Consider the following 25,844-nt stretch of genomic DNA (forward strand, 5'->3'; position numbering starts at 1 on the left):
ATCGCCCGCTCAGGCTCGAGGTCGGGCCGAGAGCACGGAGGGTCCCTGCAGCACGCGCTCGCTGTCTCCCTCGATCGCCCTCACCCAGGCCTCCCAGCGAATGGGCTGGCGTGCGAAGACGAGCTCCTCCGCGGTCACGCTCGGGTGCTCGCCCTCCGCGCGGCCCCCCCTCACGACCGGCGCGAGAGAGCCGGTGCCACGGAGATCGTAGACGAGCTCCGTCCGAAAGCCCTCCTCGGGCCAGACGATGAGCCCCTCGTCCGCGATGTCATAGCGGGCCCCCTCTCCGATGAGCGCCTCGATCTGCTCGCGCACGAGATCGACCGCCGCGAGCTTGTAGAGCCCAGACAAGACCGTCTCCATGATCGCCCGCTGTTCGGGCGAAAGGACCGCGAAGAAGCCCGGCTCGCCCACGCTCGCGACGAGCCAGCCCGACTGCTCCTCGAAGTGAAGCCACGCCACGTCGCTGGCTTCCCGCTCACCCTGTTCATGGGGCGACGCGCGCAGCTCGAGGCCGACGCGGATTCGGTTCGATCCGACCCTCACCGCGTGCACGAGGACCTCGCCCGAGGTCCACCGCCGGACACGACGCAGGAGCCCCGCGAGCTCACGCTCGACGAACGTCGTGAGACCGCGCTCGACCTCGCGGACTCCCTCTCGGTGCGCGTTCACCGAGCGCGCCCCACGTCGCGCCGCGAGCCTCAGCTTCGCGAAGAGCTTCGGGACCGTGCCCGAGTGAAAGCCGACCACGAGCAAGCCGTTCATCGTCTCGCCGTGATGGCCAATCCGAACAGGCTCGAGCGACTCGGCGCGATTGTGTGCGTAGAGCTTCCAGTTCTCTTTGAGCTCCCACACCAAGAAGCCGAAGACGCCGGGCAGCAGGAACACCGTGGTGCCCGCGACGGTGTTCGCCACGACGGCCCCGAGAGGGACGAGGGGCGTCCGCATCGCCTCGAGGAGGGTCGGGGCCATCGGGAGCAAGATCTTGTGCGAGACCGTGACGACCGGAAAATGTTTGATCGGGTTCACCTGCGGCTCGATGAGCAGGTTCACGTACACACGCACGAGGTAGGTCACGAAGAACCACACGAGCCCGAACGCGCCCTTCATGACGACGGCGAGGGTGCCCTGCCCGTCCCGGAAGGTGAGCCACTCGTCGACCGTGTAGATGCCCCGCTCCACGCGCTCGACGGCGCGCCGAGAGACATCGAGCGCGAGCGCGACGAGCCCTGGGATCACGTGGCGCCGAAGGTTACCAATGCCGCGCAGGACGAGGTCGCTCGCCGACTCCTCCATCCGCGCGCCGAACGGGGTCCCGAAGAAGAGCGCCGCGACGACGAAGACGCCACCGGCCGCCGCCGCGCTGCCCGGAGCGGCGAGACCGTGACGCCGGGCGAACAGGAAACCGGGCGCCCCGAGGACGAGCGGCTTCAGCACCAACCGCGAGAAGAGCGCGAAGGGCGCGCTGCGAAGGAAGGCCTTCACGACGGGGCGGCTGAGGACCCACGAGGGAATGCCCACGAAGACGGTCCGCACCGCGGAGCCCGCAGAGGACAGCGCGCCGAGCGCGGCCCGCCGAAAGGGGAGACTGTGAAGCAGTCCATAGACGATGAGCGCCACCACGGCCATTGAGAGGGTGGTGCGAATCGGAACGTGCGGATGACCGACTTTCTTGCCTATCCCGTGGGCCAGGTGCTGGAGAGCTTCGAGGAAGACGAACGCCGCGAGCAGGGGGATGACGGCGTGCAACGTGATCTTGCGGCCAAGAGAGGTACCAAAGGCCACTCCGCTCGCCTTCTGCAGCCCCCGAAGATAGACCTCGCCGGGTCGGTACACGCCATCGAGGCGAAGCGACAGCTGCCGATCCGCGCGGAGCAGCGCGTCCCCGCCGGTCAAGGCGGCGAGGGTGAGATTCCCCATCTTGAGGTTGCTCCGAGAGAGCGCGTCGCGAAGCTCTGACAGCCCCAGGAATCCCCGTTCCAAGATCTGGTCCAAGATCTCCGCGCAGAGCTTCTCTCGCGCGACCTCCTCCGGCACGTTGGAGGGGCGCAAGCCGACCTCGTCGAGCACCGCTGTGAGGACAGGGAGGACCGAGCGCTCCACGTTCGTTCGAGCGCGGGAGACGGCCGAGCGAAAGGTCGTCTCCAGGTCGCGCCTGTCGCCCGCCCCGATCTCGGCGCGGTGCGAGGTCACGAACGCGTGATGGAGGCGGCGCGCGATCCTGACGCGCGTGGCCATCGGCAGCGGACGCACGATCCGGCGTCGAAAGCCGGACGTCACCCAGGTGATCACGTCGACCGCGCGGCGCTCGCGCTCATGCTCCACGCAGGCCTTCTGGAGGTCGAAGAGGACCCTCGCCTCGAGCGACCGCGGTGACCATGCGCCCGCCGCCCGCTCGGCGAGCGGCGCGAGGGTGCGCTCCCACTCCGCCGCTATGGGGCCCGCCGGGCCCGCCTGCTCCGCCGGGTCGTCGTGCTCGGGTCGGAGCGCGGCCACGAGGCGAGCCGCGAGGGTCGAGAGGTCGGCGGTCGCGCCCGCGCGCGCTTCGGGAGTATCCAGCTGGAGCTGCAAGATCGCGGCGCGTGCGTGGTTCCCGTCGCTCCTGACGCGTTCGGCGAGCGCCCGGAGCACCCCGACGCGCGCCCCGGCTTGGGCCGCCGCGCGAGCGTCCCCGGCGAGCACCCGGCCGCTCTGCCGACGAGGCTCGCCGTCGCGCTCATCGCGCGGTGCGGGCGGCGCCCCCGCGGGACGCGAGCGGGCGAGCAGCGCGGCCGCGTCGAGCTCGAGGGCGAGCGCAGCTTCGACACGCGCCGTGTCCTCGAGGGTGGGGAAATACTTCGCGAGGTCTTGGGCCGCGAAGTGCCGCAGCTCGAGGAAGAAGGCGGCAAACTCGATATAGGCCTCCGCGTCGTCCCCTGGCGAAAACAGGAGGTGCTCGCCCTCGAGGACGGCGCGTATTTCGTCGAACTCGGTCTGACCGATTTGGTCAATCTTCGCCTTGAGCTCCGCGCTCCCCAGCGCGCCGCTTCGCACGCGGCTCTCGAGCTCGGCGTGCACGTGGCCATGGAACGCCGCCCGCCAAACGGCAGGGGCTCGATCGAGCTCCGGGAGGTCTGGCCGGGCGACGAGGATCACGCTCTCCGGGAGCTCGGCGACGCCGAGGTCCTCGAGACGGACGAGGCCCTCGAGGGCGGCGCGCGGCAGGACGATCACGTGCCCGTGCGGGACCTGGAGGCCCATGCCCGTGATTCCCCGATAGCGCTTCACCACGCGGCGCACGAGCCTCGCGTCCGCGACGACGGCCCGCGCCGTAGCCGCCTGCGTGGGCCCCCCTCGCCGCTCGGCGCCGTCGTCCGAAGGCGTGTCGACCATGGCCCACTCTACCGCGAAGACGCGAGTCATCGCAGCTCGCGGCGCGGCGGCGCGCACCGCCGAGCCGAGGCGAACGCTTGGACGCGCGCAAACTTAGGCCCAGATCGTGCGCTCGAGCTCGTCCATGAGGGACGCGGCGAGCGCGGGAGACGGCACCCCCGCTCGCTTCGCGAGCTCGGCCTCCGGCGCGACACGAAGCTCCGCCCGAAGCGCCGACACGGCCTCGGTCATCGCCCGACGGACGTCGTCGCGCTGGGTCCCGGTGAGGTTCCGGAGCGACCACCGGTGCAGGCGCCACGACAGCTCCGCGTGGCGGGTCTCGTCCGCGGCGATCGCGGACATCGCGGCGCGGATCGTGGGGTCCTGCGCACGCGTCGCCTGCACATGCGCGACGACGGCGCCGTAGGTCTCGCGCACGCACCCCTCGACCGCGTTCTCGCGCGAGGGCCTCGAGACCGCGAGCCCCGACGCCCTCGACGCGGGGACGGAGAGGCGAGACCCCGTGGCGGCGCGCGAGCCGCGCGGTGACGCGTGCGTGCCGCACCTCGTCCCGAGCGGCGCGCTTCGCGCGACGAACGAGGCGCTGCGGCGCCCCGGCGCGCGCGAGCTCCCCCGCGAGCCTCCGGAAGGAGACGACGCTCGCGCCCTCGAGCTCGGCCGCGCGCGCGAAGAAGCGCCCCACGGAGGGCGCGCCCGCGGCGTCCGGCTGGGCGACGAGCCCCTCGGGGCGCCGGCCGATCGCGCACGGATCCGCGGGCAGCGATTTTCGCGCGACCGGGGTCACGGTGCCGTCCGTGGCGACCTTCACCGAGACCTCCTCCTCGACGAAGCAGTTCGCGTAAGGGAACGACAGGTCGTAGCCCGTGGCCGTCGCGGTCGCGCGCGGCACGAGGTTCGGGTACTTGGTGCTGCAGAGCGGACTGCCGCCTCCGAAGAAGCGAGACATGAGCCACGCCTCGCCCGGGGTGTCGATCGGTCCAAAGAGCGCCTTCGCCTCGGCGAGCGTCGACGCCTTGCCGACCGTGTCTCCCCGCGTGAACACGATGTAGGACGTCAGACACCCCTCCGGCGGCCCAGCCTGATTCTGGCGACACGACGCGGGATCGGCGGGCTCGGGCAAGATGCGCAGCGCCGCGAGGGCGGCTTGGCACTTCGCGGGGTCCGTCGCCGTTCCGCACGGTGTGCCCGCACCCTCGCTCTGGCTCGCTTTCCATTGCGCCACGAGGCCCGCGTCCGGGAGTGGGCCGCCGTCGCCTTGGGGCGTCGTCGCGTCAATGGCCTCCCTCCTCGCGCCGATGTAGTCGACCGCGACGGGGAGGCGCACGTCTTCGAAGGTGGCGGGGGGCCGGCAGGGGCCGCCGGGTGTTCCGCCCTCGGACGTACCGCCGTCGGAGGTGCCGCCGTCGGACGTTGATCCGACCGACCCACACCCCGCGCCGAGGACAGCCAGCGCCACCCCACGAATGACCGTCGACACCGCGCGTCTTTGCATCCGCGCAGTATGCGGCACTTCGGATCTGCCGGCACGCGCGGAATCACGCGCCGCGGCGAACCCGCTCGCCGAGCTGACTTATCGACCGGCGAAGCGTGGGGGCGAGACAGAGACAAGGCGCCATGCCATCGCGCATCGCGCGGGGTCGCTCACTCCTCGATGGCTTCGATGCCCTGCTCCGCCAGACGCGCCAGGCCGTCCTTCATGGCCTGCAGCTGCGCGGGCGCGTGTCCCTTCCACTCGGCGAGCTCGCCGATGACTCGGAGCGGGGCCCGCGTGCGGTACGACCTCGTCGGGTTGCCTGGGAACTTCCTGTCCGTGAGGTTGGGATCGTCCTCGATCGGCCCGGTCGGCTCGACGATGTAGATCCGGCCCGGTTCGCCTCCGACGGCGAGCTCTGCGCCCCACGTCGCGGCGTCCAGGGTGGCGGTCAGGTACACGAAGGCCGCGTTCTTCCTCTCGCCGTAGTTCGAGGCGTGACCGGGCCGGATCAGGTCGCCCGGCGTCAAGGCGGCCTTCGTGCCGTGGAGGTACCCCGGCGCGCCGAGGCTATCCGTCCACACCTGGAACGGCTCTGGTGGCAGCGTCGTCATTGGCCGCGACGTTACGCGAGTCGCCGGGGCCGCGCGCTCGATCTCAAGACCAAGCATGTCACCGACGGCGGCGACTCCGGCGGGCCGCTCTTCATCGAAGGGACCCACAAGCTCGTGGGCACCGAGACGCGCTTCAACCCGACGACCAACAAGGACTTCTGGGCGCGCCTGGACGGCGCCGTCTACACGTGGATCGCGGGTCGAGTGACCACGCACGGCGGCTGGGGCGCGGCGTCCTCGCGCTGGTAGCGCCGGCGGCCCCACCGAGCGCGCGGCGACAGCCCTGCGCGCCGCGAGCCCCCGCGCGACCTTCGCGAATGGTAAGAAGGGCTTCGATGGCGCCGGTCATTCCCGATCCCCAACGCGTCCGCAGCTTCGAGGACGGGCCCGCGTTCGAGGCGTGGCTCGCCACGCACCACGCGAGCGAGCGCGAGCTGTGGCTGAAGATCCACAAGAAGGGCTCTGGGCTCCCCACGGTGACCTACGCGGAGGCGCTGGACGTCGCGCTGTGTTGGGGCTGGATCGACGGCCTGAAGAAGTCGTTCGACGAGGCCTCGTTCCTGCAGCGCTTTACCCCTCGCAAGCCGCGGAGCGTGTGGAGCCAAGTCAACCGCGCCCACGTCGCGCGCCTCATCACCGCCGGGCGGATGACGGAGCACGGCCAGCGACACGTCGAGGCCGCCAAGGCGGACGGGCGCTGGGATTCGGCTTATGCCCCGAGCAGTCAGATGACCATCCCCGAGGACCTCGCGGCGGCCATCAAGGCCGTGCCGGAGGCGCTCGCGACGTTCGAGCAACTCACGAAGCAGAACGTGTACGCGCTCGCGTATCGCACGCGCAGCGTGAAGACCGCGTCGGCGCGCGCCGTGAAGATCCAAACCTTCGTGGCGATGCTGGCGCGCGGCGAGACCATCTATCCGCAAAAGGCGCAGTAGACGCTTCAGGTCGGCGGCCCTCCGAGGGCGCGCCGGGTCCTCTACGCAGAGCCCCGCGCCGCGTACCGCGGATCAGCCGGTGAAGACCGAGCCGAGTCGCTTGTCGCGAAGCCCCTGATCCGAGAGGACCAGCTCCCGGATCTCGGCCGGGAGGTTGGCGCGCTGCCACTGGCACTCGCGCACGCCCGCCGCCGCGGCCTCCGGAGCGGGAGACGCGAGGCGCACCGCGAGGATGGCGAAGCGGGCAGCGCCCAGCTCGTGATCCGCCATGTGCGCCGTGGCGGCGGCGTGGCCTGCCGCGCGGGCCACCTCGCGGGCGGTGGCGTCGGATGCGCTCCTGGCCGCTGCGTGTGCGGCGAAGCCTCCCGCGCCATGCCCACCGTGGCCTCGCCCCTCGCCCACGCCCGGACGACCTCGATGGCGCGGCGGGGCCGGTCGTCGTCCGGGGCCCTGGCGGCGAAGAGCGGGAGGACGTGCTCCGCGCAGGCTGCGGCCCACCTGGCGAGCAGGCGATGATGCGGCAGCCTCGGTGCGATGGCGCTCGTGATCACCCGCTCGTTGGCGCGCCTCCAAGGCGAGCAGGCCTGACCCCGAATCGCTGACGACCTCGTTCGCGCGCGACAGCCGGCAGCTCGCGGAGGACACGCTGGTCCTCAAGTACGAGGGACGCGCCTCGTCGGACGGCCTGAGCTTCAGGCGGCCAGGCGCCGGGAATCCGACCTCCGACCTCACCCGTTCGGCACCGTCCAGTGCCGGATCGGCAGACCGCCAAACGCGTAGAGAGAGTCGAGCGTGCGTCGTAGTGGCGTGCGTCGATACGTGGCTCGGTGGATCGACCACGCGTGGAAGACGCAAGCGTCGCCAGCCCCCAGGGCGATAGCGGCGGCAACGTGACGCCGATCGGGAAGCGGGGCGGCAAGTGAACCGCGCGACGTTGCCCCGTACGGGCCTCCGCTGGCGTGCCCCTGGGGTTGGTTGGGCGCCCGGTCTCCCTCGACGCGTCTCCGGCCGGCCTACGCGCGCGGGACCGGAGGCGTCCGGGTGAGATTGACGACGCGCACCACTTCGTCGTCGCCGTCGACCTGGAACCACGGCCACAGGTTCCGCCCGGGCACGCGCCGCACGAGCGCTTGACCCGTCGGCGGAACGACGGCGATCGCGTCGAGCATGCCCGGGAGCGTGGCCGCGTCCGAGAGGTGCGCGAGGGTGGCGCCGATGGCCGCGGACTCTGGCGAACCGGACCGGACGCCGCACGGCGTCATTCGCTCCCGGAAGCGAAGCGTCAGGCGAACGATTCGGGCCATTCGCCGGTCTCCGCCCAGCGTCGAAGGTCTTCCGCGGACACGTCGATGCCCGCCGCCTCGACGCCCGCCGCCGCCGTGGTCGGTGCCGACACTTCGTCTTCGCGGATCTCTTCGGCCGTCTCACGTGAGGCGACGAGCGGCGCGGCTTTGAGGGCGGGACCCATACCGCGAGGCCATGCGGGCGCCTCCGGCGCGAGGGGCGCCTTCCCGCACCGCTCGCAAGTGCGCGGAACCAGGTCGCAGATTGCCCCGCTTGGCCACCTTCCGGCCCAAGTGGGGCTCAAGTGCCCGGAATCATTGTGGAGGCGCCGGGAATCGAACCCGGGTCCGAAAAATCACGCGCTTGCTGCTTCTACGTGCGTATCTGGTCGTTTAATTTCACCCCGGAGCGCGACGGCCAGCAGCCTTTCTCCGAGCCAATTTGCCTGCTTATTTTCGCCGTAGGCCCCGGCAACCCGGGCTTTGGCTAGTCAGATCGATGACGCCCTCGCCGAAGCTCTGACGGGCTTCGGGTCGGACGGCTCTACCGTTTTTTAGGCGGCGAGAGCGATTGCGTTGTCGTTCGCAATTAACGTCCCCATGAGGATTTACGTGGTTCACGAGACCCACGGCACGCAGCTAGGAAGTCGTCATCTCCGTCGAAACCGATCGCCCCCGTCGAACTTGAAGTGAGCCACGAGTGTAGGGCCCCGAGGCCTCGCCCGCAAGGACGACCGCGGCGAGCGGGTGGCTCTTCGCGCTCCCGCGTGCGGCACCTCAGCGTTCGGCCTCGGCCTCGAGCGCCGCGCCCAGCTCGGCCGCGAGGCGCTCGCCCTCCCCCGGCTCGTACACGACCACGCCGGAGGACCACGAGAACACCACAGCCGGCCGCGCGCGCTCGTCGACCTCGTCGACCGGCACCACGTGGACGTGCGCGTGCGCGTAGCTCGTGGGCAGATCCACCGGCGAGCCCAACTGTGCAATGTACACGCGTTTGGCGCCCCGCGCCTCGAGCACGCGCGCGCCCTCCCACGCGAGGCGCGACAGGTCGGCGTGCACCTCCCACGGCACCTCGCGGAGGGTCGTCAGGTGGCGCTTCGCCACCACGAGCAGGTGGCGCGGGCGCGCGGCGTACGCGTCGAGCACGCAGACCGCGTGCTCGCTCTCGCGCACGAAGAGGCCGGGGGTGAGCGCGCGGGCCGCGAGGGCGCACATCACGCACCCGCCGAACCGCGCCGCCAGCGTAGCGCGCCCCTCGGCGAGCGCCGCGAGCGCCTCGTCCTTCGTGAGGGTCCTCACGCCCGGGTCCTCTTCACGGAGTGACGACGAGCGGGCTCGGGAGGAAGCGGAGCTTGTCGAGATCGTCGGCGAGCCGGGTGAGGTCGGCGGGGCGCAGGCCGCTGCGGCCGAAGGGCGTGGCGAAGGCCATCGACGCGATGAGCTTGTCGGCGCGCGTGGTGCCGACGCGCATCCACTTCCGAAGCACGGTGACGCAGCTCGGCCCGAGTGCCCCCTTGGAGCAGTCGAGATCCCGCGCGAGGGACCGCAGATCGCTCACCTCGGCCGCGAGGCGATCCACGATGGCCTGCGTGCCGAGGCTCCACTCGGCGATCATCCCGAGGTTTCCCAGGTAAAACTCGCGATAAACGAGCCCCACGTCGATCGTTCCGCCGCAGCTGAACGGATTCCCGACGGAGTCCATGACGGCCATCGAGTCGTTCATGAACAGGAACGCCGCGAGCCGCTCGGGCGCCGCGAGCGCCGTGGCGTCCGGCACCCTCGCGCCGCGCGCGTCATAGAAGGCATAGGCCCGCTGCTGGGCCGACACCGTCACGAACAGGGCGTCGGGCTTGAACGTGAAGGCGACGATCTCGTCGCCGTAGCGCTCGGGCGACACGCGGGTGCCCGCGAGGAAGGGCCACGCGAAGCGCCCGGTCTCGAAGCGCGGCCCCGCGAGCAGCGAGGCCACCGAGTCGCCGGTCTTCGCGCGCGCCTCGAGCACGTCGAACAAGTAGCCGCGGTGGCCCGAGTCGGTCGTGGTCTTCGAAAACAACGGATCGCCGCGCCGCAGCCCGTCGGCCTGCGCCTTCGTGGTGAACGAGTAGAGGCGCGGGAGCGTGGGCTCTGCCTGCGCGAGGCCGGTGAGCGCCGCGAGGCCGGCCGAGGGGTTCTTGTCGCCGCACTCCTCGGGCGGCGGCGGCGGGGCCGCGTCGAGGCCGCTCGGCGGGAAGCTGGGCGGCGAGGAGGGCGTGGGTGGCGGCGCGGGCGCCCCGGCGTCGAAGGTCGAGGCGTCGGGCGTGTTCGCGACCGACCCGCCGCACGCCGCGAGGGCGAGCCCCGAGAGGAGAAAAGGGCGACGGCCGATCCTGCGCATGCCCCACGATGCGCGATCCCTCCCCGGGCCGCAACGGGGCCGCTGGTCAACCTGCTTGACGTTACGCGGGCGCGCTCGCGGGCGCGGGCGCGGGCGCGGAGTCCTCGGCCTCGTCGCGCGCTCTCGTGGATTCGACGCTCGCGAAATACTCGTCGATGCGCGCGCCCGCCGCGGCGCCGAAGAGGATCTCGCACGCCTCCTTCAGGCCCGCGGCCTCGCGGAGGGTCTCGTGACTGACGACGAGCGAGATCTTCGAGCGGCGCCGGAGGAAGTCCTCGAGGCGCACGATCATCTCGCGCCTCGCGGCGTGCTCGATCTCGCAGCGGAGGTACTCGGCGTTCTCGATGAGCACCTCGGCCATGCGCGGATCGCGGCGAATGTCCTCGAGCATGGGGAGCGCGGCGGCCCCGTAGCGCCGCCACAGGCGCGTGGTGAGCTTCTCGGACGACGACGGCGACGTGAGCTCGTCGAGCTCCATCAGCTCCGCCTGGTGGAAGAAGGTGTCGCGCACCTCACCGCTGGGCTCGCCGTACCAGACGTGCTCGGGGTAGCGGAGCGTGACGCCGAGCTGCTGGCACGCGGCCGCGATTTCCTCGCCCACGTTCAAGCAGTCGGTGAGCTTGCCCCCGTAGATCGAGATGTGCCGCTTGGCGCTGTCGATCTCGATCGCGTGCTTGCGCGAGAGCTGGAGCCAGTCTGTGGTGTCGCCGCCGGCGCTCTCGACCACGAGCGGGCGCACCCCGCAGCGCTCGGCCACGATGTCGGCCTCCGTGAGCGGCTCAGGGAGGTTCAGGCGCTTGTTGATGTTCGAGAGCACGAACGCGCGGTCCTCCGCCGTCACGTGGGCGTGCGGCGAGGTGACGCGCGTGTCGGTCGTGCCGATGCACGTGCGCACGCCCATGGGGATGACGAAGAAGAGGCGCCCGTCGTCGGCGAAGAACGTGAGCACGCGGCCCCCGTGCGTGAGCTTCCGCACGATGAGGTGGATGCCCTTCGAGAACACGTGGCGGTGCCCGGTCGTGACGCCGTTCTTCGCGTTGACCTCGTCGACGAAGGGGCCGCACGCGTTCACCACCACCCGCGAGCGCACGACCTTCTCGGCGCCGGTCTCGAGGTCGCGCACCCGGGTCTCCCACAGGTCGCCCACGCGCTCGCTCCCTACGGCCTCGACGTAGTTCGCCGCGGCGCAGCCGTGATCGAGCGCGGTGCGCACGAAGTTCCACACGAAGCGCGCGTCGTTGTCGTGCAGGTAGGCGTCGGAGTACTCGAAGCCGCCGTCGGTGCCGTCGAGGTTCACGATGGGCTCCTCGGCGGCGATGCGCTCGCGCGAGAGCAGGCGCGGGGTCTTCGTGAAGAACCGCCCGATGAGCCAGTAGAGCCACGTGCCCGCGACCAGCTTCCACAGGCCGTGACGAAAGCCCTTCTTGTGGGTCGTGTAGAAGCGGATCTCCTGCACCGTCGAGGGGTAGGCGCGGATGAGCTGGTTGCGGGAAGCGCAGAGCTTGAGCACGAGCCCAAACTCGAACGTTTCCATGTACTTGATGCCACCCCACGCGAGGTTCGACGACTGCTGGCTGGTGAAGCCCGCGAAGTCGCCGCGGTCGATGAACGCGACCTCGGCGCCGCGCACGGTGAGGCACGAGGCCGCCACGGCGCCGTTGATGCCGCCGCCGATCACGAGCACGTCGAAGACCTCGCCGTCGAGGCGCGCGAAGTTGCTCTTTCGAAGGGACGGCATGAAGACCCGTTGTGGGAATAGTGCCAAGCGCGCGGGCGAACAAGTGCTGATCGCCGGGCGACGCCCGGGCGGCGGGCCTTTGGCGACGGGTGCTACGCTGCCGGAATGTCGCGCGGCGTCGCAGACCGGCAGAGTACGGCGGGGACAGCGGCGACGGCGCTCCGTCGCGCGCGCGCGGTCACGGCGGCCGCGGCGGTCGCGGCGGTCACGCTCGGCGCGACCCCGGCGCGGGCCGAGGACCGCACGTTTGGTCTCGCGCTCCACGTCGCCGAGCCGAACGGCGAGCCGGTGCGCGACGACGCGTGGATCGACGCCCAGATCGCCTCGGCGGAGGCCCTCTTCGGCGCGCTTCAACCTGGGGTCGGCGTTCACTTTCGCTGGACCGAGCGGCGCCGCGGCCCGATCGCGCAGGAGGCGCTCGAGACCCGCGAGGATCGCGACGCGCTCGGCGACGCGATCGTGGAGGCGCCCGGCGAGCCCCGCCTCATCCACGTGTTCCTGGTCGCGTCGCTGCGCGACGTGGACGAGCCGCCCGGGGTGAACGGCTTGCGTATGCGTATGCGTATGGGCGTGTGCTGGACGCACCGGGTCACGCGCCGGCGGTACATCGCGCTCTCGGCCATCGCGAAGCCCAGCGTGCTCGCGCACGAGCTCGGGCACTTCTTCGGCAACCCGCACACGACCGAGCAGGACAACCTCATGAGCTACAGCCGCGGCTCGGGCGCGGTGTTTCTCAGCGAAGCGCAGAAGGAGCGCATCGCGGCCTACGCCGAGCGGTTCGCGCGCGGCTCGCTCACGCTCCTCGGGCCGCCACGCTTCCTGCGGTGAGCGCGGGACGCTCGCGTCAAGTTAGCGCGCCGAGAGGAACGCGTCGATCGCCGCGCGGAGCGCCGGGGCCTCCTCGCAGCCCGGCGCGAGGTGCGCGCACGGGCTCTTCAGCACGAAGGTCGCGGCGCCGAGCTTTCCGGCGAGCTCGAGCGCCGGCCCCGGGTTCACCGCATGGTCGTTCTCCGCGACGACGACGAGGGCGCGCGCGCGCACGCGCTTGGCCACCTCGTCCATCGAGCCGCCGAGCGGCGCCGTGACGTCGTGCGCGAGCATCGCCTCGAGCTGCCGCCGCCAGTCGTTCCAGTCGAAGCCGGGATCGGCCTCGGCCTCGGCGAGCCACACCGGGAAGCGCTCGCGGCTCGTCTCGCGCGAGCGGTAAGCCGGGGTCGTGAGGGCGAGCTGGTGGATGTCGAGCACCGCGCGCAGAATGGGCGCTCCCGGGTAGTTTCCCTGGGCGTAGGCGGTGTCGGCCTCGAGGGCGTGGAGCTCTGCGCTCCACAAGAGCAGGTCGTGCGACGTGAGCCGCGGACTGCCCACGATGGGCACGATGGCGTCCATGAAGTCGGGGTGCGACACCGCCCACTGGAAGGCCAACATCCCGCCCATCGAGACGCCCGCCACGGCCCGCACGTGCCGTATTCCGAGGTGCTCGACGAGCAGGCGGTGCTGGCTCTCCACCATGTCGCGTATGCCGATCTTCGGATACGATAGGCGCGCCTGAGAGGGGCTATTCGACGGCGAGGTGGACACGCCGTCGGCGAGCGCGTCGACCACGATGAGGTGGTATTTCCCCGTATCGATGAGCTTGTCCCGCGCGAACGCGCCCACGGCCGCCGAGCGCCCGGAGAACCACGTAGGCCACACGATCACGTTGGAGCGCGTGGCGTCGAGCGTGCCGTAGGTGCGATAGCCCACGACACAATCACGGAGGGTCTCGCCGCTCTCGAGCCGGCACGCGCCGAGGTTCGCGAGGCGTTGGCCGGGCGGCGCCGCGGCGGCGGCCTTGGGGAGGTGGCTTGCTGCGGAGGGTCGGAGGCCGACCGCGCACACTGCCCCGGCGCCGCGGCGGGCGCGGCGGGCGCGACGGGGGCGGCGGGCGCGACGGGCGGCGAGGCGCACGCGGCGAGCCCGAGCGCGACCACGAGCGTGACGAGGGCTGCTGCGGCGATCGCGATCCCGCGCGCCCGCGCCGCGCTCATCGGACCTCCGCGAGCGACACCCCGAGCACCGCCTTGGCGATCGGTTCGAGGTCGGCGGCCTCGCCCACGAAGTGGAAGGTGCGGTGCGTGTGGGTGAGGGTCTCGCCCGGCCGGAGGGCGGCCGCGGGCGAGCTGGTCTCGAGCTCGTAGAAGCCGCCGAGCGCGGGCTTTCCGGGCGCGGGTGGGCCGTCGTTGTAGCTGTTCAGCACATCGCCGGCGAAGGGCTCGCGCTGCTCCTCCCACATGCTGTTCACGTATCGCTTCTCGCCCTCGGGCTTGTCGTAGTGCACGATCGTGAGCAGGCGAGCGCCGGGGCTGTAGCTGCCCGCCACGCTGCGCGCGCGGGCGGGCCCGAGGCCGATCTTGCTCCGGTACTCGCCATCGCAGGTGAAGACCAGCGCCGCGCCCCGCGCCGAGAGCCGCTCCGGCGGCACCTTGCCGAAGTAGGCGTCGTTGACGAGGGGGCCCTGCGCGGCGGCGTTGAAGGGCACGATCACCTTCGCGTCGTGTGCGGGCGCGAACATGCCTAAGATCCACACGCTTATCAGGCCGGTCGCCTCGGTCCACGCGGCGCGCCCCGCGTTGGTCACGGCGTTGCGCGACTCGAACGCCACCCACCGCACGGAGGGCGCCGGCGCGACGCCGAGGTGGCGCTGTACGTCGGCCGCGGCGAGCACGCGGAGCTCCCGCGCGACGTCGAGGTCGAAGCGGGTCCCCAGGCGGCTCTCTACCGAGAATTTTCGGTTGAACGTGAGCGAGCTCGGCGTGCGGCTCGACGCCGCCCACGCGCCCTCTTGGAAGGCCGCGGGCGTCTGCCACGAGCCGAACCCGAAGGGCGCGCCCTTTGCGAAGTAGAGCGCGTACTGGCCCCCCTCGGGCCCGAGCCAGAAGCGGTCCTCGCCGCCGTAGTTGTCGAACTGTGTCCCGGCCTTGCCCGCCTCGATGAACGCGCGGTGCACGAAGCCGAGGCTCTCGTCGTCGGGCCCGACGGCGCTCGTCATCACCCGCGCCTGGTAGGTGGGCGACACGGCGACTCGCCCACCGGAGGGGCTCTCGAGCACGACGACCTCGCCGTGGCGCTGGAGCAGCGCCACGTCATCTGCGAAACGCGCGCGCGACGGGGCTCGCGACGCGGTCGGAGGCGCCGCGGGCGCGACCGATGCAGCGGGCGGCGTGGTCGGCCCGCACGCGAGCGCGGCGACGAGAGCGAACGGGCGAGCGGAGCGCGCGTGGGACATACCTCGAGCGTCGCGCCGCGCGACGCGATCGTCAACGACGGCCCACGACACACGCGCGAGGCGATGCGGCGGCGATGCCAGTGGAAAGGGCCGACGACCCCGACCATACTCGGCGCGTGCTCCCCTACCCCACCGAGGTCGACGTCGTGATCATCGGCGCCGGACCCGCCGGCAGCTTGGCCGCGGCGCGGCTCGCGCGCCAGGGCCACTCCGTGCTGATGCTCGAGCAGGCCACATTCCCCCGCCACGTGGTGGGCGAGTCGCTCCTCCCGAGGTGCCTCGACTTGCTGCGCGACGCGGGGCTGCTCGAGCGGGTCGAGGCGCGCGGGTACGAGGTGAAGCGCGGCGCGACGTTCTTCCGCCGGGGCGAAGTGCAGCGCTTCGCGTTCGAGCGCAGCTTGCCCGGTGACTACGCCTTCGCCTACCAGGTGCCACGCGACGACTTCGACCAGACCCTCGCGACGGGCGCGCTCGCGCTCGGCGCCGACGTGCGCTTCGGCGTCTCGGTGACCGGGGTCGAGCTCGGTGGCGATCGAGGGCGCTCCAGGCTCTCGCTCCACGACGCCCTCACGGGCCGCGAGCTCGAGGTGCGGGCGCGCTTCGTCCTCGACGCGAGCGGGCCTGGGCGCGTGCTCGCGAAGGCGCTGTCGCTCGACGCCCCGGCCGACCTGCCCACGCGCACGGCGCGCTACCTCCACGTGGAGGGCGATCTGCGGCCCGAAGGCGAGGCCGCCGGCGACATCTGGGTGACCATCCACCCGAGCGGCGCGTGGCTGTGGGTCATCCCCTTCTCCAACGGGCGCACGTCGGTGGGCGTGGTGGCCGAAGAGTCTCTCTTCGCGACCTCGGGCGACACCGACTCGGCGAAGGTCTGGTCGCTCATCGCCACCGAGCCCGTGGCGGCGAGGCGGCTCGCCCAGGCGCGACCCGCCATGCCCACGCGAGTGCTGCGCGGCTGGTCGCGGCGGACTACACGGCTGGCGGGGCGGGGGTTCGCCATCGCCGGCAACGCGGGCGACTTCCTCGATCCGGTGTTCTCGAGCGGCGTCATGTTCGCCATGGAGTCCGGCAGCCTCGCGGCCGCCCTCGCGGCGCGCGAGCTCGCGGGCGAGCGCGTCGACTGGCCCGGCGAGTACGAGGCGCCCCTCCAGCGCGCGGTGGGCGTGTTCCGCACCTTCGTGGGCGCGTGGTACGCGGGCGAGCTCGCCGAGCTGTTCTTCCACGACCCGAAGCCCGACAGTGCCGTGCGCAACATCACGTCGGTGCTGGGCGGGAACGTGCAAAATACACACAATCCACTGGTCCGCGGCGACACGCGCGCGGAGCTCGACCGGCTGCTCGCGCGCGTGCGAGGTGGCGGAGCAAAGCAGGGCGGGGCGTGAGCTTGGGCGCGGCGGCGCCCGAGGCCGCGGTACGCCGGTGCGATGCGTGAGGAGAGTCGGGGGCGTGGGCTCTTCGTCTTGCGCGCGTGCTCACTTCTTCTTGCGCGTGCTCACTTGGGGTCCTCAACGTGATCCCGTTCGACGTGACCCGCGCGCGGCACGGGTGCGCAACGAGCGGGCCCCTCGCCGCTCCGGCGCAGCGGGTGAGAGCGTCGGCCGCTACGCCCGCTCGGCGACCAGCAAGCGCTCGCTCCGCAAGAGCGCGGCCGAGCGCCCCTCGAAGCGCCGCGCCCACTCCAAAGAGCTCGTGTCGGAGAGCGCGCGGAAGCCCTCGCGCGCCGCGAGCGCCGCGATCTCGGGGCGGCTCCACGTGCCGCGGAACGGCTCTCCGAAGGCCCTTAGCGGGAGATCGACCAGGCCCCGCAGCGGGCGAGGCAGCGGGTGCTTGTCCGACTCCATGTACGTGAGCGCGAGCCGGCTGCCGGGCGCGGACAGGTCGCGCACGGCCGCGAGCAGCGCGCGGGTCTCGGCCGGCGCGAGGTACATCGTGACGCCCTCGCACACCCACGCAGTCACCCGCGCGCGATCGTGCCCGGCGCCCCCAAGCGCAGCCTCGAGCGTGTCGGTCGCGAAGTCCTGCGGCACGTAGACGAGGTCGCGCGCGTTCACCGGAAGCCCCGCGGCGCGGCTCCGCTTGTACGCCTGCGACGCCGGGTGATCGACCTCGAAGACCCGCACGTCGCGGACGGCGTGGAGGCGGTGCGCGCGGGCGTCGAGCCCCGCACCAAGCAGCACGAGCTGCTCGGCGCCGGCGTCGATGGCCTCGGCGATCTCCGCGTCGATCGCGTGCGAGCGCATGGCCAGGTGATCGACGAGGCCGAGGGAGGCGGCCCGCAGAAACCCCTGCGCCACCCGCGCGCCGAGCGCTCCCACGCGCGGGACGAGGGCGCCCACGGGGAAAGGCAGCAGCGCGCGAGCGTGGTCGTCGTGAAACGGTGGCGAGCCCATGCCCGGGCTCGAGGCCGCGCCGCGCGCGAACGCGACGAGCGTGGCGGTGACGCTGGGGAACCCGGGCCGCATCCGCGCTCCATACCACCGCGTCCACCCTCCGGCCGCACGACGTCGCGCCGAGCCGCAGCAACTTGAATAGATCTGAGTTATATGCGGCGCGCCGCGCTCGCGTCGGGCGACGAGGTATCCTCGCCCGATGTGCCGCAACATCCGCGTGCTCCACCACATGGCGCCCCCCTCGACACCCGAGGAGATCCGCGCGGCGGCGCTCCAGTTCGTGCGCAAGGTGAGCGGCACGAGCGGACCCGCACCCCAGCGAGGCGGCGAGGTGGCGTTCGCGGCGGCGGTCGACGAGATCGCCGCGTCGACGGAGCGGCTGCTCGACGCCCTCGACGCCCTCCCGACCCGCTCGCCGCCGCGCACCCGCGAAGGCGAGCGCGAGAAGGCGCGCGAGCGCTGGAGCAAGCGGGCCCGCGCCACGGCGACGTGAGCGTTGGCGCGTCGCCAGGCGCCGAGGAAACCTCTCCGGCGCATGAAGCGACGTACGGCAAGCACGTCGATGTCTTGCGCCCGGCGCGGAGCCCGTGGGCGTCGAGTACGTCAGGGCGGGCATCTCCTCGGGTACGCCGATCCGGACGCCTATGGGCTTCGCGCTCGCGTGGAGGTGACGTTCGTGCAGCTCGGCGATCCGCGCGAGGAGAGCTCGGCGGGCCTCGTGGCCCGCCAGAACTTCGTGACCGAGGCCGGGAAGAACCTCGTCCGCGCGGTGTAGCCGCGTTCGGGCGAGCCCCTGAAGGGCGCGAACCCTACTTCTTCACGGCGCGCTGGATCTCGTCGCACACGCGCATCGCGGCGAGGCCCGCCTCGACGCCCGGGTGCGACGCGGCGCGCTCGCCGTGGCAGCTCGCCACGAACGCCTGGAGCTCGCTGAGGAGGGCCTCCTGGGGACGCACCTCCACGCTCTCCTGGATTCCCGCGATCTTGTAGGCCTCGCCGGGCACCTGCACGATCTCGGACTGGCGACTGATGATGATCTCCTTACGGAAGAGCTCGCAGTCGACGAACATGTCGACGCACGTCGCCTCGATGAGGCGGATCTTCTTCTCGGTGATGCGGCTCGCCTGGATGCGCGAGAAGCGGCCGTTCTCGTGGGTGATGAGCGCGGACGCGAAGTCGATCATCTTCTCGGTGCCGTAGCCGTGCGCCGACACGAGGCGCGCGGGCCCGTTCAGGTAGAGCGCGAGATCGATGTCGTGGATCATCAGATCGGTCACGACGTCGACGTCGGTGATGCGCGCGCTGAGCTTGTTCGTGCGCGTGAAGTCGATGCTGATGACCCCGGCCGACTTGTCGATGATGTTCTTCAGGCCTTGCACGGCGGGGTTGTACCGCTCGATGAAGCCGACCTGGACGTTGAGCTGCTCCTTGGTGGCGAAGTCCGCGAGCCGCTGGGCCTCGGCGAGGCTCTGCGCGATGGGCTTCTCGACGAAGATGTTCTTCACCTTCGAGGCCACCTGAAGCATGTACTCTGCATGGGTAGAGGTCGGCGTCGCGATGACGACCGCGTCCACGTCGCCAAGCCCCTCCTCCACGTTCGTGAGGGCACGGGCGCCGCTCGCTTGCGCGAGGCGCTTCGTGGCCTCCTGGTCGACGTCGTAGATGGAAACGAGGTCGACGCCCTTCAACATCGAGAGGACGCGCAGGTGGTTGCGGCCCATGTTTCCGAGCCCGAGCAGACCAACCTTGAGATTCTCTTTCATCTTCATTTCCTCGGTGCTTCTAGGAGCGGAGTGGGAGCAGCGTGGGCGGGTCGGGTTAGCAGAGATCGATGGGGCTGGGTGGAACAAAGGGGGGCCGCCAGGGGTCGACGGCGGCGCATGCTCCGGTGGCGCGGGGCATGCGGGGCATGCTCAGCTGGGGTGCGCGCACGCTCCGCGCCATTCGAGGCCGACCCGTGGCGCCAGGCTTCCCGCGTGGTAGGTTGCCGCCATGCTGCGTGGGCTTGAGGTGCGGCGCTGGGCGAGCCTGGCTGTGTCCGCGGCTGTGTCCGCGGCGGCCACGAGCGCGTGCACATCGTTCGGGGTGGGAGACGACGCGTCGGCGCCCTCGGAGCCCGGCGACGGGGCCGCGCTGTTGGACGCCGCGCCCGCGGAGGCCGCGCCCACCGACGCGCCGGCCGCCGACGCCGACGCCTGCAACCACGGGTTGAAAGGCACCGCCGACGCCTGCGCGGGGTGCCAGGTCGAGCAGCTCTACACCGTGCCTTCGGGCGACGCCGGCAACGGCGGCGAGGGCCCGTTCATCTTTGGCGTCGCCACCGACGGGGTCCATCTCTACTGGCTCGAGCAGAGGGGCACCAAGGCCTACGACGGCACCTCGGCTTCCCGGACGGCCAGGGCCTCGCTCGCTGGGCGCCCGGCGGTGCTGTGACCTCGCTCGTCGCGAACAGGAGCGCCTGGAGCCTCGCGATGACAGACAACTACGTCTACTTCGACGACCACGGCCCCTTCGGCGCGCCGCGGAGCGTGGGCATTTACCGCTTGAAGAAGTCGCAGTGACGTGAGCGCGGGGGGGCGCCGCTCGTCCACGCCGCGCCAGCGTCGCGCGGTCGTGCTCGCCGGGTTGCTCGGGGCGTGCGCAGCGGCCCCGCCGACCCCGATCCCCACGCGCGGCAGCGCGGTGGACGCGGGCACCCAGCCTACCACGGGGGGCGCGGCCGACGCGGGCGCTCTGGACCCCCGCGCCCCGGGTGGACCTGCGGGGCGCACGCCGCTCGCCCAGGTCGACGAGGTGGCGCTCCCGTACGAGCTCGTGCCGTCACCCGGGGGTCGCTCCGTGGTGTTCCTCTCGAAGCACGCGGGGGAGCGCGGCGGGTGGGCGCGGCGGCTCGACGGCGCGACCGGGCGCCTCGGAAGGATCGTTCCGCTCGAGGGGGCCGAGCTGCTGGGCGTCTTCGACGGCCACGACGCGGCGGACGCGCCGCTCTGGGTCACCTCGTCCGAGGGACTCCTCTGCGTGTTCAGCGACCTCGACGCCCCGTCGGCGCCGGCGACGCGCGCGTGCGCGCGGGTCGCGCCGCACGCCGTGGTGCGGCTCGGAGCGCGCCTCGCCCTGCTCGAGCTCGGGGCCCCTGCCGAGGCCTCGGCGCGGGGGTTCGTCCCAGGATCGCGGCCCCGCGAGGTGCGCGTCCGCTGGGCCACGGCGCGCGTGATCGACGGGGGCGCGCTCGCGACGGGCCTCGTCCTCGACGAGCCTCTCCCCGGGCTCACGCTGGTCGGCGCGAGGCCGCAGGCGACCTCCGGAGGCGCACACCTGCTCTGGTACGACCGGGCTCCGCCACCCCCGTCGGCGCAGCCGGGCAAGCTCGGGTGGGCTCGGCTGGTCGCCGGTTCGCTGGCGCCAACCGGAATGTTCATTCCGACCTCGCGCGCGACAGTCCTGGAGGGCGAGGTCACGTACGGGGGGCTGCGCGACCACCGCGACGTGCGCCTCGCGGGCGACGCGCTCCCGCTGGCGCTGGGCCTCGACGCGAAGGGGGCGTGCGAGGCCAGTCGAGCGCTCCCCGCGACGTCACTCACGACGTCACTCACGACGTCACTCACGACGTCACTCACGGCCTCGCGGGCGGCCTGCGCGGTGGACCCCGACCACCTCGGCGAGGGCTCCGCGCCGCCCGGCTCCGCGTCGTCCCGGGCCGCCACGCCCGACGCGATCGCGCGCATCCTCGCGGAGGCGCCGCGCCTCTCCCCGGCTCAGCCGGCGACCGACCTCGGCCTCGCGGCGTGGGCGGGCGACCGCGCGTACTACCTGGCGGGCGGGCAGCGCCTCCGCTCCGCCGACCGTGGGCGCGGAGAGAGCCGCGACGAGCCCGCGCCCCTCGTGGGCCGGAGGGCGCGCGTCGCGTGGGCGTCGTTCGCGTCCGACGGCGAGGGCCTCGCGTACGCGGGCGACCACCTCGTCCACGTGGCGCTCGACGGGCACGTCACGCGCAGCGCGATCACGGCGCTGGCGCCGCAGGTGGGCGCGAACCGGCGACGCGCAGCGCGCATTGGCGGCTCGTGGTGGACCGCCGACGGCGACGTGCTCCGGCTGCTCCCGACCGTTCGCTCTCCGCCCCACCTCCGCGGTCGCGCGATCCGCGACGGGTCCGCGCTCGTCGGCGGACGCGAGCGCGGCCTGCTCCTCGAGCTCTCCGGCGGGCTGCTCCGCGCCTCGACGCTCGACCCCGAGGGCGTCGTGGCGCCGCTCGGCGAGGGGCGCTCGGCGGTGCGCGCGGGCTTCGACGCCTGTGAACGCGGCCAGGGAGGGGCGCTGGTGGTGGGCGTGAGCGCGGCCGAGCTCCCGCACGCTCCCGCGCGCGTCGTCGTGTTCACCGTCGACGCCGCCGGGAGAAGCTCGCGCGCGACCGCGCTGCCCATCGCGCCGGGAGCGAGCGCCCTCCGCGTGCACCTCGCCCCGCGCCCCGGCGGCGGCGCCTGGCTGTTTCTCGAAGGCGATCGGCGCGAGACCGAGCGCGGGACAGCACGCGAGACGGCGCGCGGGACAGCGCGAGTCATGTGGCTCGACGACGACGGACGCCCCGAGGCCGACGCTGAGCTTCCCATCGCCGGGGAGCCCGCGCACGCTCCCTGCCTCGACGGCCGGCGCGTCGCGCGCGTCCCCTCGCCGACGCCAGGGAGGCTCGCGCTCCCTCCAGGGCTGGACGCGTCCGACGCGTGCGTCGTCGGGGACGTGGGATGGACCGAGGGCGGCCACGTGGCCCGCTGGATCGGGAGCGCGACGCGCGATCTCGACGCGATCCCCGAGCTCGGCGTGGCGCGCTTGCCGGACGAGGTCGCCGCGGCGGCAGCTCACTCGCCCGCACCTTCGCCCGACGCACCGCCCGCACCTTCGCCCGACGCGCCGCCCGCACCTCCGCGCGCTCGGTGTCCGGGCGACATGGTCCCGATCGCCGAGCGCTTCTGCATCGACCGCTTCGAGGCGCACCTCGTCGACGCGCGCACCCTCGCGCCGCTCTCCCCCGACTACCCCCTCTCGCCGGCGCACCTCGCGCGGGCCCTCGAGTGGACGACCGCGCGCCGACGTGTGGGCGACGTGCACGCGCAGGCCCTGTCGCTCCCCTTCCTGCCCGCCCTCCACGCGAGCGGGCGCGCCGAGCCGCTGGCGCGGAGCGAGCGCGGCTCGCGGCCGAGCGGGTACGTGAGCGGCCACGTCGCCGCGGCGGCGTGCGCCGCGGCGGGCAAGCGCCTCTGCAGCCGCGAAGAACACCGGGTGGCGTGCCGCGGCGAAGCCGACTCGAACTTCCCTTATGGTGCTCACTACGTGGCGGGCACGTGCAACGTCTTCCGCCCCGAGCACCCGGCCGCGAGGCTGCACGGGAACGCGTCGATAGGGCACCTCGATCCGAGGCTGAACCGCCTCGCGACCGGGGGTGATCCGCTGCTCCGCGAGACCGGTGGAACCCCCGCGTGCCGCAGCGTGTGGGGCGCCGACGCGGTGTACGATCTCGTGGGGAACCTGGACGAGTGGGTCGCCGATCCGCGCGGCGCCTTCGTCGGCGGCTTCTACTCGCGCTCGACGCGTGCGGGCTGCGGGGCCACGGTGTCAGCCCACCCGCTGAGCTATGCCGACTACTCCACCGGCGTGCGCTGCTGCCGCGACGCGGGAGGGCCGTAGGCCAAAGTCGTGTACAGTCGCGCCTCCCAGCTGCCCGGATCTGCAGCGACCCCCACGAACGGAGTGTTTCATGGCCCCCGGCGGCAGCGACCAGGTTCAGGCGACCCACCTCGTGCTCTCGTGCATCGATCACCGCTGCACCGACGACCTCGTCTCGGTCATTCCAGACATCATCGACGACCGAAAGAACGCCTGGGATCGCTACGATCTCATCGCGCTCCCCGGCGCGAGCATGGGCGTCATGCAGACCGAGCGACCGTCGTGGGGCGAGGCCTTCTGGGATCAGGTCGCCGTCGCCCTCAGCCTGCACACCCGCATCACCACCGTGGTCGTGGTCGATCATCTCCAGTGCGGCGCCTACCGGCATTTCCACCCCGGGTACGAGGCCAACATGGAGGAGGCCCACCGCGCCGTCACCGCGGACTTCGCGGCGGCCGTCCGCGCGCGGCACCCCGCGCTCCGCGTCGAGCGGTGGCTGCTCGAGCCCGTGCCCGGGTCCGACCTCAACTGGGAGGCGCGCTGCCTCGGCACCGAGCGCCGGGCGGAGCGCGTCGTGAGGTGCAAGGTCCGCTGATCCCCCGGCGCGGCGTCCAAAAGCGGCCCCCCACGGCGACCTCGCCGGCGCCCCGCCCTGGTAACATCGCGCGCATGTCCACCGCACGCGACGCCCACGCGAAGCTCGTCCGCGAGCTCGCCGCGCACAACTACCGCTACTACGTGCTCGACGACCCCGCGGTGACCGACGCCGCGTTCGACGCGCTGCTGCGCGACCTGCGCGCGCTCGAGGCGGCGCACCCCGAGCTCGTGAGCCCTTCGTCGCCCACGCAGCGCGTGGGCGGCGAGGCGCGCTCGCAGGTGGCGAAGGTCAAGCGCAAGACCAAGATGTTCTCGCTCGACAACGCGTACTCCCAGGCCGATCTGGGGGAGTTCCTGCGGCGCGTGCGCGACGGCCTCCCGGAGGGTCAAGTGCCGACGTTCACCGTCGAGCCGAAGCTCGACGGCGCGAGCGTGGAGGTCGTGTACGAGGGCGGCGCGCTCGCGATGGCCACCACGCGCGGCGACGGCGAGATCGGCGAGGACATCACCCCGAACCTCCGCACCCTGCGCAACGTCCCGCTCGGCATCGCGCACCCCGGCACGCTCACGCTGCGCGGCGAGATCGTGATTTACCGCAAAGACCTCGACCTCCTGAACGAGGCCCGCCTCGCCGAGGGGCTCGAGCCCTACGCGAACCCCCGCAACGCCGCCGCGGGCGCGATCCGCATGCTCGACCCTCGCGAGGTCGCGAAGCGCCCGCTCCGCGCAGTGTTCTACCAGGCCGTCGAGGGCCCCGAGCAGCGCGCGAGCCACGCCGACACCCTCGACTGGCTCGCCGCGCTGGGGCTGCCGACGCACCGCAAGCAGGCGCGGGTCTCCGCCGACGGCATCGCAGACGCGATCGCGGAGATCGACGCCGCGCGCGCGAGCTACCCCTTCGAGACCGACGGCGCGGTGGTGAAGGTCGACGCCTATCGACAGCAAGACATGTTGGGCGCGACGAGCAAGTTTCCCAAATGGGCAGTCGCCTACAAGTTCGCGGCCGAGCGCGCGAGCACGCGCGTGCGCGACATCGTGATTCAAGTGGGGCGCACCGGCGCGCTTACGCCCGTCGCCGAGCTCGACCCCGTCGAGCTCTCCGGCACCACGGTCTCGCGCGCGTCGCTCCACAACCCGGAGCACCTCGCGAAGCTCGACGTGCGCCGCGGCGATCTCGTGCTCATCGAGAAGGCCGGCGAGATCATCCCCCAGGTGGTGTCGGTCGTGCTCGAGGCGCGCCCCGCCTCGGCCGAGCCGTTCGCCCCGCCCACGACCTGCCCAGCCTGCGGCGCCGCGGTCACCTCCCGCCTCCGCGAGGAGGACCGCCCCGAGCTCGGGCAAGAGGCCGCCCTCCGCTGCGTGAACCGCGGGTGCCCGGCGCAGGTCAAAGGTCAGATCTATCACTTCACGCGACGCTTCGCGATGGACCTCGAGAACCTGGGCGAGGTGCTCGTGGAGCAGCTCGTGAGCGAGGGCCTCGTGCGTGACGTGGCCGACCTCTACGACCCCGAGCGCGTGAGCGTGGAGTCCCTCGCGCGCCTCGATCGCATGGGCACGAAGAGCGCCCAGAACGTCCTCGCGGGTGTGACCGCCTCGAAGGAGCGCCCCCTCGACAGGCTCCTCTGCGGGCTTGGCATTCCCCAGATAGGCCAGGTCGCCGCCCGGCAGCTCGCCGAGGAGGTGGGCACGCTGGAGGCCCTCCTCGCGCTCTCGCCCGAGGCCCTGGCCGAGCGCGTAGGCCAGATCCGCGGGTTCGGCCCGAAGATGGTCGAGAGCGTCGTGGCGCACCTCGGCGATCCGCGCGAGCGCGCGCTCATGGAGCGCCTCGTCGCGCGCGGCGTGGGGCGCCCGGTGGTGAAAGAAGCGGTCGCCACGACAGGGCCGGTCTCGGGGCAGTCGTTCTGCGTCACGGGCGTGCTCTCACGCAAGCGCGACGACGTGCACGCGAGCATCCGGGCGGCGGGCGGCGAGGTCCACGACGGCGTGAAGAAGACCACCACGTTCCTCGTCGCCGGCGACAAGACCGGTCAGTCGAAGCGCGACCAGGCGAAGAAATTCGGCACTCGCGTGATCACCGAGCCGGAGCTCGAGGCCCTCCTGCGCGGAGAGCCCCTCGCCCCGGCGGACGGGTAGCTGAGTCAGCGGCT

General features: G+C 72.3%; 23 protein-coding genes, 1 other RNA gene and 1 pseudogene. 11 read left to right on the forward strand and 14 right to left on the reverse strand.

Translation table 11 applies throughout. From position 1 onward, the window contains the following. Positions 1-9: 9 nt before the first annotated feature. Both IPQ09_08875 and IPQ09_08880 read right to left on the reverse strand, forming a co-directional pair. Positions 10-3,372, reverse strand: coding sequence for a hypothetical protein (locus IPQ09_08875; GenBank protein ID MBL0194315.1), 3,363 nt, complete (start codon positions 3,370-3,372; stop codon positions 10-12). Positions 3,373-3,465: 93 nt separating this feature from the next. Then, positions 3,466-3,789, reverse strand: coding sequence for a hypothetical protein (locus tag IPQ09_08880; GenBank protein MBL0194316.1), 324 nt, complete (start codon positions 3,787-3,789; stop codon positions 3,466-3,468). A gap of 107 nt (positions 3,790-3,896) precedes the next feature. On the opposite strand from IPQ09_08880, the gene IPQ09_08885 reads away from it, so the two are divergent. Further along, the gene (locus IPQ09_08885) at positions 3,897-4,214 is read left to right on the forward strand and encodes a hypothetical protein (protein MBL0194317.1); all 318 of its coding nucleotides are present in this window, start codon (positions 3,897-3,899) and stop codon (positions 4,212-4,214) included. A 21-nt stretch (positions 4,215-4,235) separates the two neighbouring features. Further along, the gene (locus IPQ09_08890; protein ID MBL0194318.1) at positions 4,236-4,421 is read left to right on the forward strand and encodes a hypothetical protein; all 186 of its coding nucleotides are present in this window, start codon (positions 4,236-4,238) and stop codon (positions 4,419-4,421) included. Positions 4,422-5,013: 592 nt separating this feature from the next. On the opposite strand, the gene arr is transcribed toward IPQ09_08890, so the two are convergent. Beyond that, positions 5,014-5,457, reverse strand: coding sequence for an NAD(+)--rifampin ADP-ribosyltransferase (gene arr / locus IPQ09_08895; protein MBL0194319.1), 444 nt, complete (start codon positions 5,455-5,457; stop codon positions 5,014-5,016). A 335-nt stretch (positions 5,458-5,792) separates the two neighbouring features. Between arr and IPQ09_08900 the strand changes: the two genes are divergently transcribed. After that, positions 5,793-6,392, forward strand: coding sequence for a YdeI/OmpD-associated family protein (locus tag IPQ09_08900; protein MBL0194320.1), 600 nt, complete (start codon positions 5,793-5,795; stop codon positions 6,390-6,392). Positions 6,393-6,464: 72 nt separating this feature from the next. Here the strand turns inward: IPQ09_08900 and IPQ09_08905 are convergent. The 7 genes and pseudogenes from IPQ09_08905 to IPQ09_08935 all read right to left on the reverse strand — a co-directional run bounded on the left by IPQ09_08905 (position 6,465) and on the right by IPQ09_08935 (position 11,787). Beyond that, positions 6,465-6,928 (reverse strand): annotated as a pseudogene (locus tag IPQ09_08905) (hypothetical protein). A gap of 477 nt (positions 6,929-7,405) precedes the next feature. Further along, the gene (locus tag IPQ09_08910) at positions 7,406-7,696 is read right to left on the reverse strand and encodes a hypothetical protein (protein ID MBL0194321.1); all 291 of its coding nucleotides are present in this window, start codon (positions 7,694-7,696) and stop codon (positions 7,406-7,408) included. Then, positions 7,675-7,860 carry a hypothetical protein gene (locus IPQ09_08915; GenBank protein MBL0194322.1) on the reverse strand — a complete coding sequence of 62 codons (186 nt, stop codon included), beginning with the start codon at positions 7,858-7,860 and terminating at the stop codon, positions 7,675-7,677. The genes IPQ09_08910 and IPQ09_08915 overlap by 22 nt, the downstream gene beginning before the upstream one ends. A gap of 133 nt (positions 7,861-7,993) precedes the next feature. Next, positions 7,994-8,352: a transfer-messenger RNA gene (gene ssrA, locus IPQ09_08920) on the reverse strand. Positions 8,353-8,452: 100 nt separating this feature from the next. Next, complete coding sequence (locus IPQ09_08925) at positions 8,453-8,974, reverse strand: HIT domain-containing protein (protein MBL0194323.1); 522 nt, start codon at positions 8,972-8,974, stop codon at positions 8,453-8,455. A gap of 13 nt (positions 8,975-8,987) precedes the next feature. Continuing rightward, positions 8,988-10,049 carry a hypothetical protein gene (locus IPQ09_08930; protein ID MBL0194324.1) on the reverse strand — a complete coding sequence of 354 codons (1,062 nt, stop codon included), beginning with the start codon at positions 10,047-10,049 and terminating at the stop codon, positions 8,988-8,990. Between the two features lie 61 nt (positions 10,050-10,110). Continuing rightward, positions 10,111-11,787: an FAD-dependent oxidoreductase gene (locus IPQ09_08935; protein ID MBL0194325.1), complete on the reverse strand. Its 1,677-nt coding sequence runs from the start codon at positions 11,785-11,787 to the stop codon at positions 10,111-10,113. Between the two features lie 105 nt (positions 11,788-11,892). On the opposite strand from IPQ09_08935, the gene IPQ09_08940 reads away from it, so the two are divergent. Further along, on the forward strand, positions 11,893-12,615 hold the full coding sequence (locus IPQ09_08940) for a hypothetical protein (GenBank protein MBL0194326.1): 723 nt from the start codon (positions 11,893-11,895) through the stop codon (positions 12,613-12,615). Positions 12,616-12,636: 21 nt separating this feature from the next. Here IPQ09_08940 and IPQ09_08945 read toward each other — a convergent pair whose 3' ends face one another. Together IPQ09_08945 and IPQ09_08950 are read right to left on the reverse strand one after the other, a co-directional pair. Next, the gene (locus tag IPQ09_08945; GenBank protein ID MBL0194327.1) at positions 12,637-13,665 is read right to left on the reverse strand and encodes an alpha/beta fold hydrolase; all 1,029 of its coding nucleotides are present in this window, start codon (positions 13,663-13,665) and stop codon (positions 12,637-12,639) included. 145 nt (positions 13,666-13,810) lie between these two features. After that, positions 13,811-15,052, reverse strand: a complete 1,242-nt coding sequence (locus IPQ09_08950; GenBank protein MBL0194328.1) for a hypothetical protein — start codon at positions 15,050-15,052, stop codon at positions 13,811-13,813. A 116-nt stretch (positions 15,053-15,168) separates the two neighbouring features. Here IPQ09_08950 and IPQ09_08955 point away from each other — a divergent pair, with 116 nt between their 5' ends. After that, the gene (locus IPQ09_08955; GenBank protein MBL0194329.1) at positions 15,169-16,434 is read left to right on the forward strand and encodes a tryptophan 7-halogenase; all 1,266 of its coding nucleotides are present in this window, start codon (positions 15,169-15,171) and stop codon (positions 16,432-16,434) included. 219 nt (positions 16,435-16,653) lie between these two features. Here the strand turns inward: IPQ09_08955 and IPQ09_08960 are convergent, their stop codons facing one another. Beyond that, on the reverse strand, positions 16,654-17,514 hold the full coding sequence (locus IPQ09_08960) for an SAM-dependent methyltransferase (protein MBL0194330.1): 861 nt from the start codon (positions 17,512-17,514) through the stop codon (positions 16,654-16,656). Positions 17,515-17,641: 127 nt separating this feature from the next. Here IPQ09_08960 and IPQ09_08965 point away from each other — a divergent pair, with 127 nt between their 5' ends. Beyond that, positions 17,642-17,935: a DUF2277 domain-containing protein gene (locus IPQ09_08965; protein MBL0194331.1), complete on the forward strand. Its 294-nt coding sequence runs from the start codon at positions 17,642-17,644 to the stop codon at positions 17,933-17,935. Between the two features lie 42 nt (positions 17,936-17,977). Further along, positions 17,978-18,217, forward strand: a complete 240-nt coding sequence (locus IPQ09_08970; protein ID MBL0194332.1) for a hypothetical protein — start codon at positions 17,978-17,980, stop codon at positions 18,215-18,217. Positions 18,218-18,251: 34 nt separating this feature from the next. Here IPQ09_08970 and IPQ09_08975 read toward each other — a convergent pair whose 3' ends face one another. Then, positions 18,252-19,205 carry a Gfo/Idh/MocA family oxidoreductase gene (locus IPQ09_08975; protein MBL0194333.1) on the reverse strand — a complete coding sequence of 318 codons (954 nt, stop codon included), beginning with the start codon at positions 19,203-19,205 and terminating at the stop codon, positions 18,252-18,254. A 229-nt stretch (positions 19,206-19,434) separates the two neighbouring features. On the opposite strand from IPQ09_08975, the gene IPQ09_08980 reads away from it, so the two are divergent. The 4 genes from IPQ09_08980 (at position 19,435) to ligA (ending at position 25,830) form a co-directional block, all read left to right on the forward strand. Next, on the forward strand, positions 19,435-19,875 hold the full coding sequence (locus IPQ09_08980; GenBank protein MBL0194334.1) for a hypothetical protein: 441 nt from the start codon (positions 19,435-19,437) through the stop codon (positions 19,873-19,875). Positions 19,876-20,004: 129 nt separating this feature from the next. Then, complete coding sequence (locus IPQ09_08985; GenBank protein MBL0194335.1) at positions 20,005-23,121, forward strand: hypothetical protein; 3,117 nt, start codon at positions 20,005-20,007, stop codon at positions 23,119-23,121. A 70-nt stretch (positions 23,122-23,191) separates the two neighbouring features. Further along, positions 23,192-23,695 carry a hypothetical protein gene (locus tag IPQ09_08990; GenBank protein ID MBL0194336.1) on the forward strand — a complete coding sequence of 168 codons (504 nt, stop codon included), beginning with the start codon at positions 23,192-23,194 and terminating at the stop codon, positions 23,693-23,695. A gap of 74 nt (positions 23,696-23,769) precedes the next feature. After that, complete coding sequence (gene ligA, locus IPQ09_08995) at positions 23,770-25,830, forward strand: NAD-dependent DNA ligase LigA (GenBank protein MBL0194337.1); 2,061 nt, start codon at positions 23,770-23,772, stop codon at positions 25,828-25,830. Positions 25,831-25,844 lie beyond the last annotated feature (14 nt).

Source organism: Myxococcales bacterium, assembly GCA_016720545.1.
In the GTDB taxonomy this organism is placed as follows: domain Bacteria; phylum Myxococcota_A; class Polyangia; order Polyangiales; family Polyangiaceae; genus JAAFHV01.

Coding starts and splice junctions, on each gene's coding strand:
- IPQ09_08875 (MBL0194315.1), bottom strand. CDS start 3,372: ATGGTCGACACGCCTTCGGACGACGGCGCCGAGCGGCGAGGGGGGCCC.
- arr (MBL0194319.1), bottom strand. CDS start 5,457: ATGACGACGCTGCCACCAGAGCCGTTCCAGGTGTGGACGGATAGCCTC.
- IPQ09_08900 (MBL0194320.1), top strand. CDS start 5,793: ATGGCGCCGGTCATTCCCGATCCCCAACGCGTCCGCAGCTTCGAGGAC.
- IPQ09_08910 (MBL0194321.1), bottom strand. CDS start 7,696: ATGGCCCGAATCGTTCGCCTGACGCTTCGCTTCCGGGAGCGAATGACG.
- IPQ09_08915 (MBL0194322.1), bottom strand. CDS start 7,860: ATGGGTCCCGCCCTCAAAGCCGCGCCGCTCGTCGCCTCACGTGAGACG.
- IPQ09_08930 (MBL0194324.1), bottom strand. CDS start 10,049: ATGCGCAGGATCGGCCGTCGCCCTTTTCTCCTCTCGGGGCTCGCCCTC.
- IPQ09_08935 (MBL0194325.1), bottom strand. CDS start 11,787: ATGCCGTCCCTTCGAAAGAGCAACTTCGCGCGCCTCGACGGCGAGGTC.
- IPQ09_08940 (MBL0194326.1), top strand. CDS start 11,893: ATGTCGCGCGGCGTCGCAGACCGGCAGAGTACGGCGGGGACAGCGGCG.
- IPQ09_08950 (MBL0194328.1), bottom strand. CDS start 15,052: ATGTCCCACGCGCGCTCCGCTCGCCCGTTCGCTCTCGTCGCCGCGCTC.
- IPQ09_08960 (MBL0194330.1), bottom strand. CDS start 17,514: ATGCGGCCCGGGTTCCCCAGCGTCACCGCCACGCTCGTCGCGTTCGCG.
- IPQ09_08965 (MBL0194331.1), top strand. CDS start 17,642: ATGTGCCGCAACATCCGCGTGCTCCACCACATGGCGCCCCCCTCGACA.
- IPQ09_08970 (MBL0194332.1), top strand. CDS start 17,978: ATGAAGCGACGTACGGCAAGCACGTCGATGTCTTGCGCCCGGCGCGGA.
- IPQ09_08975 (MBL0194333.1), bottom strand. CDS start 19,205: ATGAAAGAGAATCTCAAGGTTGGTCTGCTCGGGCTCGGAAACATGGGC.
- IPQ09_08980 (MBL0194334.1), top strand. CDS start 19,435: ATGCTGCGTGGGCTTGAGGTGCGGCGCTGGGCGAGCCTGGCTGTGTCC.
- IPQ09_08990 (MBL0194336.1), top strand. CDS start 23,192: ATGGCCCCCGGCGGCAGCGACCAGGTTCAGGCGACCCACCTCGTGCTC.
- ligA (MBL0194337.1), top strand. CDS start 23,770: ATGTCCACCGCACGCGACGCCCACGCGAAGCTCGTCCGCGAGCTCGCC.